Source organism: bacterium (assembly GCA_023135785.1).
Taxonomy (GTDB): Bacteria; CAIJMQ01; CAIJMQ01; order CAIJMQ01; family CAIJMQ01; genus CAZNJA01.
The window spans coordinates 1-11,079 of sequence record JAGLSL010000018.1; the positions used below are offsets into that span (position 1 = coordinate 1).

General features: G+C 35.2%; 6 protein-coding genes and 1 pseudogene. 2 read left to right on the plus strand and 5 right to left on the minus strand.

From position 1 onward, the window contains the following. The first annotated feature begins 268 nt into the window (after positions 1-268). Complete coding sequence (locus tag KAS42_01600) at positions 269-4,954, plus strand: DUF3320 domain-containing protein (GenBank protein MCK4904927.1); 4,686 nt, start codon at positions 269-271, stop codon at positions 4,952-4,954. Positions 4,955-5,098: 144 nt separating this feature from the next. Further along, positions 5,099-6,373 carry a hypothetical protein gene (locus KAS42_01605; protein ID MCK4904928.1) on the plus strand — a complete coding sequence of 425 codons (1,275 nt, stop codon included), beginning with the start codon at positions 5,099-5,101 and terminating at the stop codon, positions 6,371-6,373. 189 nt (positions 6,374-6,562) lie between these two features. On the opposite strand, the gene KAS42_01610 is transcribed toward KAS42_01605, so the two are convergent. From KAS42_01610 to KAS42_01630, 5 genes and pseudogenes are all read right to left on the minus strand, one after another. Next, entirely contained in the window at positions 6,563-8,317 is a 1,755-nt protein-coding gene (locus KAS42_01610; protein MCK4904929.1) for a DUF4445 domain-containing protein, read from the minus strand. Positions 8,318-8,408: 91 nt separating this feature from the next. Then, positions 8,409-10,100 (minus strand): ferrous iron transporter B, encoded by a 1,692-nt coding sequence (locus KAS42_01615; GenBank protein MCK4904930.1) that lies wholly within the window; start codon positions 10,098-10,100, stop codon positions 8,409-8,411. A gap of 14 nt (positions 10,101-10,114) precedes the next feature. After that, the gene (locus KAS42_01620; GenBank protein ID MCK4904931.1) at positions 10,115-10,354 is read right to left on the minus strand and encodes a ferrous iron transport protein A; all 240 of its coding nucleotides are present in this window, start codon (positions 10,352-10,354) and stop codon (positions 10,115-10,117) included. A 20-nt stretch (positions 10,355-10,374) separates the two neighbouring features. Beyond that, complete coding sequence (locus KAS42_01625; GenBank protein MCK4904932.1) at positions 10,375-10,833, minus strand: iron-sulfur cluster assembly scaffold protein; 459 nt, start codon at positions 10,831-10,833, stop codon at positions 10,375-10,377. A 114-nt stretch (positions 10,834-10,947) separates the two neighbouring features. After that, positions 10,948-11,079, minus strand: a pseudogene (locus tag KAS42_01630) ((4Fe-4S)-binding protein).

The following is an 11,079-nucleotide window of genomic DNA, read 5'->3' on the forward strand; positions in this document are numbered from 1 at the left end:
AAAAAAGGTAATCCCGAATGGAGATTGTTATACAGGTTATCAAAGTTTTCAGTCATTGGTTGTTTAGTGTTACTATTAGTATTATTTCTTTTTGTTCCGTTTGATTATAAGAGAAAAAAAGGGGGGGGGAACAGTTATAAGTGATAAGCTTAAAACAAAATCCTACCCCCCCATAGTTGCTCTTGATTCGGGTGAGGGATATAATAAATTTCACTTGAACATGGTAATGCTTTTGACCAAGTGTAAAAAACACAAAAGAAGGTAAAAAGTGAATATTGTCGAAGAACGTATAAACCGCTGGAAGCGAAAGTTAATTGACTTATCCAAAAGAAATAGACTTCTAAACTTTCGACCAACCAAAGTTACAACTATTCGTATTATAGATGAAATTCCGACGGAAATTTATAAGCTTATAGTGACAAACAATACCTCTATGACCTTTTTGCACATTCCTTCGGAAGAAGATAAAGAGGAGAAGATAGAAGATAAACAGGAAACCAATACATCATCTCAAGAATTTCAGGCTTATGAGGGTTCCGATTTAGAGGAAAAATATATTGATAAATATCTACAAACAAACTTGTCAAAGGAAGACCTGAGGCGTAATTTATTTAGAATATATTCAAAAACCACATCTGTTATGGAAGAACAGGGCTACAATGCCTTGTTCTTGGCTTTAGGCTATTTAGAATGGTATGAGTCAGACAACTCTAATGTTCAGTTAAAAGCACCAATCATTTTAGTCCCCGTCGAATTAACACGTCAATCTGTAAAAGGCTCTTTTAAACTAAAATATGCTGATGACCCTATTATATTTAATCCTGCTTTAATACAAAAGTTAAAAAACGATTTTGGCATAAAACTAGAGACAGATGAATATTTTAATGAAGAAGTAGATCCTCAACAAATACTTGCATGGGTTAGGGAAACTGTTAAAAATTACAAGCGATGGCGTGTTACCAATGATATATATTTAAGTCTGTTCTCATTTTCAAAATTCATAATGTATAAGGATACAGAAAAATACTTTAATATTCTATTAAATAACCCTTTTATACGAAAGATATGTGAACAATTTTCAGATAAAAATGTCTCACTTGGGTTACTTGAGGAAGAAAAAGATTTAGACGGAGTGTTGACTCCCCATAATACATTCCAAATCTTGGATGCAGATTCAAGTCAACAGCAAGTAATATTAGCTGCTAAGAGAGGGAAAAATCTTGTTGTCGAAGGACCACCTGGCACTGGGAAATCACAAACTATTGCAAATATAATATCTGAATTTTTAGCTGAGAACAAAAAGGTTTTATTTGTTAGCCAAAAAATGGCAGCTTTAGAAGTCGTAAAAAAACGTCTAGACAATAATGGCATTGGTGATTTTTGCTTAGAATTGCACAGTAGAAAAGCAAATAAAAACAAAATTATTAAAGAATTGGTAAGAGTTTTAGAAACACCAAAGAAACCAGACCACTCCCATGATGATGAAATATCCAATATAGAAGGAATCAAAAAAGAACTAAATGATTATGTAAAAGCCATTCATACCCCTTATGGTAAATTAGAAATGACCCCCTATCAAGCATTTGGGATAATAAACAAACATTCGGACATGGAAGATATGTCTTTGATATTCAAAGACATACAAGAATGGAGTAAACATAAATACAATAAGTGTTGTGATTTATTGGGTAATTTAGCTCACAATCTATCAAAAATTCATACTCCAGTAGATCATCCGTGGTATGGTTCACAACTAACAGCTATTTATTATCAAGATAAAACAAACTTGAAGAAGTTGATGGAGTTGATTGTTGAGAATTATTCTACTATGCAAAATCATTTAGAAAAACTTAAGAAATGTCTCTTTTTCAATAATCCTATTACAATTACTAAGATAGAAACCCTAATAGATATCAATCTTCTTCTTAATAAATATTATCGCTATATTAAAAATCCTTTTCTACGATTAACAATTTCTTTTTGGAAAAACCATAGTTTATTGAAAAAACATATAAGTAATGCCCAACATGGGAAACAAGTAGAATTGGCTTTTGATAAGTTAAAAAATCAGAAAAGGATTAGACAAGAGGAGAAAATCAATATTGAAAGTTATGAACCTACTATATATGCTTTACTGAAATTGTTAGGCAAACTAAAAGAAGACATAAGTAACTTATTGGAAATAGTAAAATTTGATAATTTTTTACTTTTCGATATGAATCACACTGAATGCAACCTATCAGATCTAACGTCAAAAATTAAAAGAATGAAAGACAATATAGATTCTTTGGATGATTGGGTCAGATATCAAGACACACTGCAGGAATGCCAAAAAGAGGAGTTGGGAGACTTTGTCGATAAAGTTATATCCTCAAAGATTCCACTTGAAATAGTGGTTAACGCTTTTGAGTGTCAATTTCTAAGGTGTTGGCTTGATGCGGTTTTCTCAGAAAGAAAATCATTGAGGAAATTTTATGGTGAAGATCATGAAAAACTAATTCAAAAATTTGGTGAGCTTGATAAGAAACAGATAAAATTAGCTAAAGTAAGACTTCAACATGCTCTTTCAGGTAAATACGATAGTAATTACACACCTTCCAAAGCTTCTGAATTAGGAATTTTAAGAAGAGAAGGAAGAAAGAATAGAGCTCACATGCCACTTAGAAAACTTTTTACATTAGCACCTAATATTATAACTAGTTTAAAACCATGTTTAATGATGAGTCCCCTAACAGTAGCACAGTTCATTAACCCAGAATTAGTGAGGTTTGATCTAGTAATTTTCGATGAAGCTAGTCAAATACCGCCAGAGGATAGTATTGGCTCAATTCTGCGTGGTAACCAAATTATAGTAGCAGGAGATAGTAAACAGTTGCCACCCACAAGTTTCTTCCAATCCGAGGTGCTTACGCCAGAAGACGAAGATGACAGTTCAGTAGAAGAAACAGCACCTGAGGACTTAGATAGTATTCTCGATGAATGTGCTGTTAGTGGTATTCAAAAGGCACCATTGCTATGGCATTATCGAAGTAAACATGAATCTCTGATTGCTTTTTCTAATAAAAATTTTTATAACAATCGCCTCTTTACCTTTCCATGTGCAGAAGAAGAATGCCCTAATTTAGGAATAAAGTTTCATTACAAGCCTGATACGTTTTATGATAGAGGCGGGAAAGGAACAAATATTGAGGAAGCAATTGTTGTAGCAAACGCTGTTTTTAAACATTTCAAAGAAAATCCTGCACTTAGCTTAGGTGTTGGAACATTCAGTATAAGACAAAAATATGCAATTGAAGACGCGATTGAAGGAATGCTTCGAGAAGATAATAGTTTAGAAGTCTTTTTTGCAAAAGATAGACCGGAACATTTTTTTATAAAGAATTTAGAAACAATTCAAGGGGATGAAAGAGATGTAATATTTATTAGCGTAGGATACGGAAAAGATCAAAATGGACGATTACCGATGAATTTTGGGCCAATAAACAAGATTGGAGGAGCGAGACGCTTAAATGTTTTAGTAACTCGTGCCAGACAACGCCTTAATATTTTTAGCTCTATCCGTGGAGATGATTTTGATTTATCAAAGACAGATAAAGAAGGTGTGCGTTTCTTTAAATCCTATTTAGACTTTGCCGAAAAAGGCAAAACTTTTCTACTACAAGATGTTTATTCCGAAGGACTTTCAGAATCTCCCTTTGAAGAATCCGTTTATGATTTGTTAATAGCTAAAGGTTTTAAAGTGAGGAAACAGGTTGGATGTTCCGGCTATAGAATAGATTTAGCAGTGATAGATGACGATTCGCCAGGCAAATATATTTTAGGTATAGAATGCGATGGCGCATGCTACCATTCATCTTTAACAGCACGTGATAGAGATAGATTAAGGCAAGAAGTTTTAGAAAGTTTAAATTGGAATATATATAGAATATGGTCTACAGATTGGTTTAAAAACTCCCGTAAAGAATTTGAAAAATTACTTTATGCTATAGAAAAAGCCAAGAAAGGCGAATTTTCTAAAAAAAAAATTGAATTCGACTCAGAATATGTAATTAAATATAAAGATGCTAAACGTGTCAATAAGCAATCAGAAGTTAAAAGTTATCAATTAGCACCCCATCCCTTTAAGTTTGTATCTTACCCAAGTAATTTCTATTCGGCAGATTACCCAGGAATTGCTTCCGTATTACAGATAATAGTTAAATATGAAGGACCTATCCATAGAAATGAAGCATGGAAGAGAGTTATACAGTGTTGGGACATTTGCAGCATAGGCAATAGAATCAGGCAAATCTTACAATCAACCGAAGATTATTCTGTATCTAATAAAATGATAAAGAAAAAAGGAGAATTTTATTGGTCTATAAATATGATTAAACCCCGTGTTAGAAAGAGAGATTCCAAAGAGATTGCAAGAAAAATTCGATTGATTGCCCCCGAAGAAATTGGAGAAGCTACCTTAATTGTATTGAAAAAAGAATATAGCATGCCAAAAGATAATTTGATAGATCAAACAGCTAAGTTACTGGGGTTTGATAGAGTTACTGAAGATACTAATAGATATATATGGGAAAGCATCAACAACTATAAAAAATCCAATAAAATATTAGAGATAAACGAAAGATTTACTTTTAATACTGACGAAGAAGAAAGTTTTGGAAAAGAAAAGATATTAAAAGCTAAAAAAGATAATGCTTTAGATGAAATTCCTCCAGTAAAAATTAAAAGTAGAGAAGAGGAAAAGAGTAAATTAAAAGATATCGAGGGACATATTAAACAGGCTATTGAAAATCACAGTATTATTACTATAGAATACACTTCACGTTCATCACGTTCTACAGTCAGGAAAATTGAGCCACATCATTATGATGGGATTTACATTAGGGCTTTTTGCCATCTCGCTAAAGAGGATAGAACATTTAGAATAGACAGAATAAAAAGAATTGTAACAGAGTGAAGTAAAGATACCTCGATAGTTCTACATTTAACATCAAAATAATCTGTTTCCCAACGAGCAAGGGGGACACCCCAAGATTTAAAAGTATTTCATTGAAACCTTTGGGTAAAAGTGGTAGATTCTGAGAGGAAGAAGGATTATTCTATGTCTAATCACAAGACAGCATTAGTCCCTATTGAAACGTGGTGTTTTAATTCGCCAAATTTGCGATATATAGGGAAAAATATTGATATCGGTTTGTTTGCTGAATCATTAATTTATTACGATCAAATTCTTCTCAACGTAGCAAACCCATCCCAATTCGCTGAACTAATCCAATGGCTTATAGAAGACAACAGTTACCAAGAATTCTTAGGTCTAATAAAAGATGGTGTTGTTAAATTATATGATTTTGCATTCCTTACAACCGTAGTTAATAAGAATGGGGTTTTCAGTGAATGGAATATACAAGATCCTATTCAAGTCCAACCTAATACTTTTGAACAAAGATACCTATATAGTAAGGAAGTTGAGGCATGCTTCAAAAAAACTAGGCACAAAATCCAACTTTACAAAGCCATTCGTGGTAATGTCATTGAAGTAAAAGCAGATGCTTTTGGGACAGCAATTAAAAACGCTCGAATTGATAATGGTAATGCTTCACGGCACGAGTTATTTCTGCAAGCTTTTATTGACGAATTGTATAATTTCCGCAAATTAGGAAAACCACCCGTAATAAAAGCAACGATAATTCCATCAACAGATGGAACTAAATATCACATTGTCTGGAACATACACTTTGCTCCTATTACAAAATTAGCGGGAAAAAACCTGAATTTCCATGAAGGAGTTCCCTTAATGGGAGGAGTAAGGTCAAATAGGTTGTTACTAGCAGCTGCAAAATTAAATTGTGATATGTTCCTAGGACAACCTATGAGTATTCTTGTTGGTGATAAACTTTACGAAAGCACATATACTAGTATAAAGCATGGGAAAACAATTGAAACGCTAAAAGAGAAGGTAGATTTTCCCGATATAAGACATCTAGTTAATGAAGGTCAAATTTCTTTAAATGAAATCATTAAAATTCGGGGGAAAGCGCGTAGATTTAGAGATTGGTTGCAAACTGAATCTGACAGAGATCAAGATGCAATTATAGCCTACCATCATGAAGTAGCAAAAGAATCGGGGTTTATTAAGTGTAGTCGAAAAGCCATTAATTTATTTGGCATACTTGGTGGAGGAGCAATAGGTTCTATCATAGGGGGGTCTGTTTCTGGAGTTGGTGGCGCAACCATTGGTGGAATGGTTGGTAGTGGAACAGGATTTCTCGCAGATATAGCTTCCAAAATAGGAGCAGATTGGAAACCTGTGGTATTTGGAAATTGGACAAGCGATAGGATAGAAAAAGTGTTGAGACAAAAAAACAAAAAAGGTTAATTCCTCTCTACTTGCTACTCCCTAATTAAATACGACTAATCTTTAATCTGTGTAATCCCTGCCATGTACCACGTTAGGTGCGGGACGAAGATTGAACTTATACAATAATCCCCCCTAGTTTTGCCACTGAATCAATTGTATCACCCCGCACCACGTAGGGTGCGGGACGAAGATTGAACTTGGTAAAGTTCAATCTTCGAAGTACATGTTATCCGCTATTAAATAATTAAAATCTTTTTCCAGTTCGTTGGGTTTAATGTGTTTAATCTTTTTGGCTATTTCCTCTGCGGTTTTTCTTATCTTCTTAGAAAGAAGCATTTCTCTTGCGCCTGCTAAAGCGCCGTTACCTATCTTTACTACTTTTTCTTCTGCATCAGGCAAAAGACCAATCTTTATAGCGTTTTTAACATTTATATAATTTCCGAATCCTCCTGAAAGATAAATCTTATCCAAATCTTTAACATCTATACCGTAATGTTTTAAGAGAATAAGCTGGTCTGTTTTCAAGCTGGCTTTTGCATTAACGAGTTGATAGATATCCGATTGGGTTAGTTTTATTTTACCCGCCACTCCCGCCACTGAACATTTGGCGGGCAGGAAAAACTGGCGCGGCAAGTCTGTTACAAGGAAATCCCCCTTAATCTTTGCATCCTTGCTCATAATCCCGCATTTTAATAGTTCGGCTAATAAATCAATAAGTCCTGAACCGCATATCCCAACCGGCTCCTTCTCCCCTATCGTCTGATATATAGCTTTGCCATTTTCAATTTTTATATTCTTTATTGCCCCTTCAATAGCACCTGTTCCTGAAGTAACATTTGCGCCTTCATATGCGCCACCTGCGGCAAGAGTCGCGCTGATTAATCGTTTTGAATTTCCGAGTATCACTTCGCCGTTTGTGCCAATATCAATGAGCATACTGGGTTGAACGCTATTATAAATTTCAGAAGCAATAATATCCGCCAAAGCATCCGCACCTGCGTGTCCGCCAATTAAAGAGGCGCCATAAACTTTTGCCTTTGGGAATATATTAAGCCCCAGTTCTTCTGCAGTTCTTACAATCGGTTCTTTATGAACAGGTTCATAAGGTCTTAAGCCCAGAGAAAATATATCAAGACCAAAGAAAATATTTCTCATTGTGGAATTGCCTACTATTATCGCTTCGTAAATATATTGCGCAATATCCAATTCTTTTAAGGATTCATTTATTCCGTCTATCACACATTTTTGTAATTGTTGTATTTTTATTTTTATTTCTTCTTCCGTACGATAGGCGAGCCTCCTCTCCCCTACTATTGCGTGTTCAATTCTTGATACGACATCTCCACCGTAAATAATCTGCGGATTTGTCTTTGCTATGGTTTTGACGATTTCACCTGTCTGGAGATTAACTATCTCAAACACTAAAGTGGTAGTACCAACATCTACCCCAAGCCCATAAATTTTCCCTTTATAATCATCAAGCGTTTCACCATCGTATACTACCCTATTATCTTTTAGTATAGTGGAAGGATTTAATTTTAACCCTGAACCGAACTTATTCTGGTTCAGAGCTGTACCTTCTTTTAATATTTGGTACTTGCCGGGTTCTTTTATAAAAACAGTTATATTGCCTACATCTTTTGTCACTTTTGCCTGACAAGCTAATCTTTCATCGGAAGATAGGGAGAAGGATTTTTCGGACTTTGCTAATTCATTTAAGTTCTCTTTTCCTTTTTCTATTCTTACTCTACACTTACCGCATTTACCTTTACCGCCACACTCGGCATTAATTTCTATGCCGGTTTTCTTAATATAATCCAGAATTGAAAGACCGTTTTCAAGGACAAGCCCTTCCTTTCCTTTTTTATATTGGGGGAAATATATTTTGCTCATTTTTAAAACATCCTTATTGTCATTGCAAGCCGAAGGCGAAGCCCGCCTGCTTGCGAAGCGAGCAGACAATCCAAATAGAAAAGATTGCCACCCCTGAACCACGTTGGGTTCAGGGTCGCAATGACAGATTTTTTTGGGAACTGCAGTTACTTTACCACTTTTATAAAAATAAATTAAGTGTTGTGCCTACCAATAACGCGACTGTAATCATAATGATAGTAGCTTTGAACATGTCTTTTATGCCCAGTTCGCGGATTAGGACAACAAAAGTGGCAATACAAGGGAAATAGATAGTTAAAATCGTTGAACCGATAATCAATTGTTTAGTGGTTAAATTAAGAGGTCCAAGCATACCGATGGCTACATCTTTCCTCAAGAAACCGACTATTAAAGAGGAAATTGCTTCTTTGGGAAGTCCAAGTAAAGTTGTAAAAACAGGCGCAAATACTTTAGCAATAAAATCCATTATCCCTAAGCAATGAAGCATGTTAACCAAAAACACGCCTAATAGCACTAAAGGCAATGCTTCTTTTAAAAATGCGGCTAAACGCATCCAAAGTTTTTTAATTACCGCCAATGTCTGGGGTATTCTATAAGGCGGAATTTCAAGAAGAAGCTCAGGACTAGTGCCTTTTAAGCCTTTGTTTAAAATCAATCCCTTTAGGATTAAGAGAGCAAAAAGAATTAGAAATACAAAAGCTACATACTTTCCTCCCCTGGGACCTAACAAGCCTATAATCATCGCAATCTGCGCCATACAGGGAATAGCAATTGCCATTAAAGTAGCTGCTATAAATTTTTCACGCCTTCCTTCCAAAATCCTAATAGCCAATGCTCCGGGAACATTACAACCCAACCCTAAAATAAAAGGCACTATTGCGTATCCGTGAAGACCTAAATGATGCATGAAATTATCTACTAAAACAGCAAGACGGGGCAAATAACCAAAATCTTCCAAAAATCCTAATATCAAATAAAAACTTAATATATAAGGTAAAACCATCGCAATCGGCACAAAAAGTCCCGTAGTTAAAAGTCCGAAGGATTGTCCAAAATCTATTTTGCCTTCAATAAAAGTACCTATTAGGATATTATGTAAAAACGTGCCTGCGCCTAAAAAATTACTTAATTTTACAATCAAAGGTAACCATAATTTATAAAAAAGAGGATTAAATATATAGGCGATGAGATTCTCCCCTATAAAACGAACCAGCCAAAAGGCACAAAAAATAACACCTGCCGCAAGAGGCAATCCGGTCAAGGGCTTAATGCTTAAATCTTCCAGTCTTTCTAATAGAGTATGATGATGGTGAAATAATTTTTGCGATTCTATAACAATAAGACCTATTTCTTCCCATATTTTATTTTTGGAAAGCGATTGTTTTTTTGCAACTTTCGCTTTGGGTAACTGCTTAACTAATTCATTTATGCCCTCGCCTGTTAATCCGCATGTTGGAATTACAGGAACACCTAATTTTTTCTCCAGTTTTTTTACATCAATGTGGATTCCCTGATGTTTTGTGTCATCCCACATATTCAAAGCTACAATCATAGGAATACCCTTTCCCAATAACTGCAGTGTCAAATACAGATTTCTTTCCAAATTTGTAGCATCAATAATATTTATAATTACACAATCATTGTTTAACATACGGACAGCAACTTCTTCCGCGTTACAGGTAGGTTCTAACGAATAAGTGCCGGGAACATCTATTATCATTGACTGTTGGCTACCTATTTTCATCTGCCCCTGGGTAAACTCTATTGTAGTGCCGGGATAATTGGAAATTATTACTTTTGCGCCTGTAAGACGTGAAAATATGGCGCTTTTGCCGACATTGGGATTACCCATCAATAAAATCTTGCTTAGCATTCTTCCTTCACCTCAACAAAAATTCTTTTAGCCATTCCAAAACCTATAGCTACCTGCATATTGTCCACTTCTACGGTTTGAGGACCTCCCCAAAAATGAGAGCTTACTTTTTTAATTTTCTTGCCCGGTCTTATACCAATACAATGTATTTTGTTGGTAAACCCAAATCCGCCTTGTATTGTTTTTACTATTGCCAATTTACCGGGTTTTAATTGTGTTAAATTTATTTCCATTGCATACCCCTATAAATTTCCTATTTTTTCAGTAAATAATCTGCTATAGCTCTATACAGGGTGCTGACGGCCAAGATAGAACAGTGACAATGGTCTTCAGGGAAACCTTTTAAAGATTCTATTACTTGTTGGGGAGAAATACGTAGAGCATCTTTGATAGATTTCCCGAATGCCAATCGAGATGTCATAGAACCGCAGACTTTTGTAGCAATACATCCATCGGTATAAAATTTCACATCTTCTATAATTCCTCCGCTAATAACAAGATAAAACTCGATTTCATCCCCACATGGGCCTTTAATGCAAGCATTGCTCGTAGGGTCGGTCATCCGTCCGAAATGTTTTAAATCTTGGGCAATTTCTATAGTATTTGCAGGATAAGCCCTATTGAAAGTTTTATCTTTAAAAGTAGAATGCTTGTTATTTTCAGCGGAGGAATCAGATATATTTTCTTCATGCATAATTTTTATTTTACCCACGCACCAGTCTCGCCATTATTATAATGGCGGACGGTGCTGCCCAGCACCAGAACAAAGTTCAGTGCTAGATTAGTCCCGTATCAAAGGAAATCTTTTGGTTCGGGAAGTTTCGCTTTTAATTTTAGGGTCAAGCAAAAGATAAAGATTAGCCGCATCCACATCCGCATCAACCATTACCTTATTTTTGGCAAGAACTGCAAATGAAGCGGTTACTACCGTTTTGCCTGTGCCGCCTTTACCGCTGAT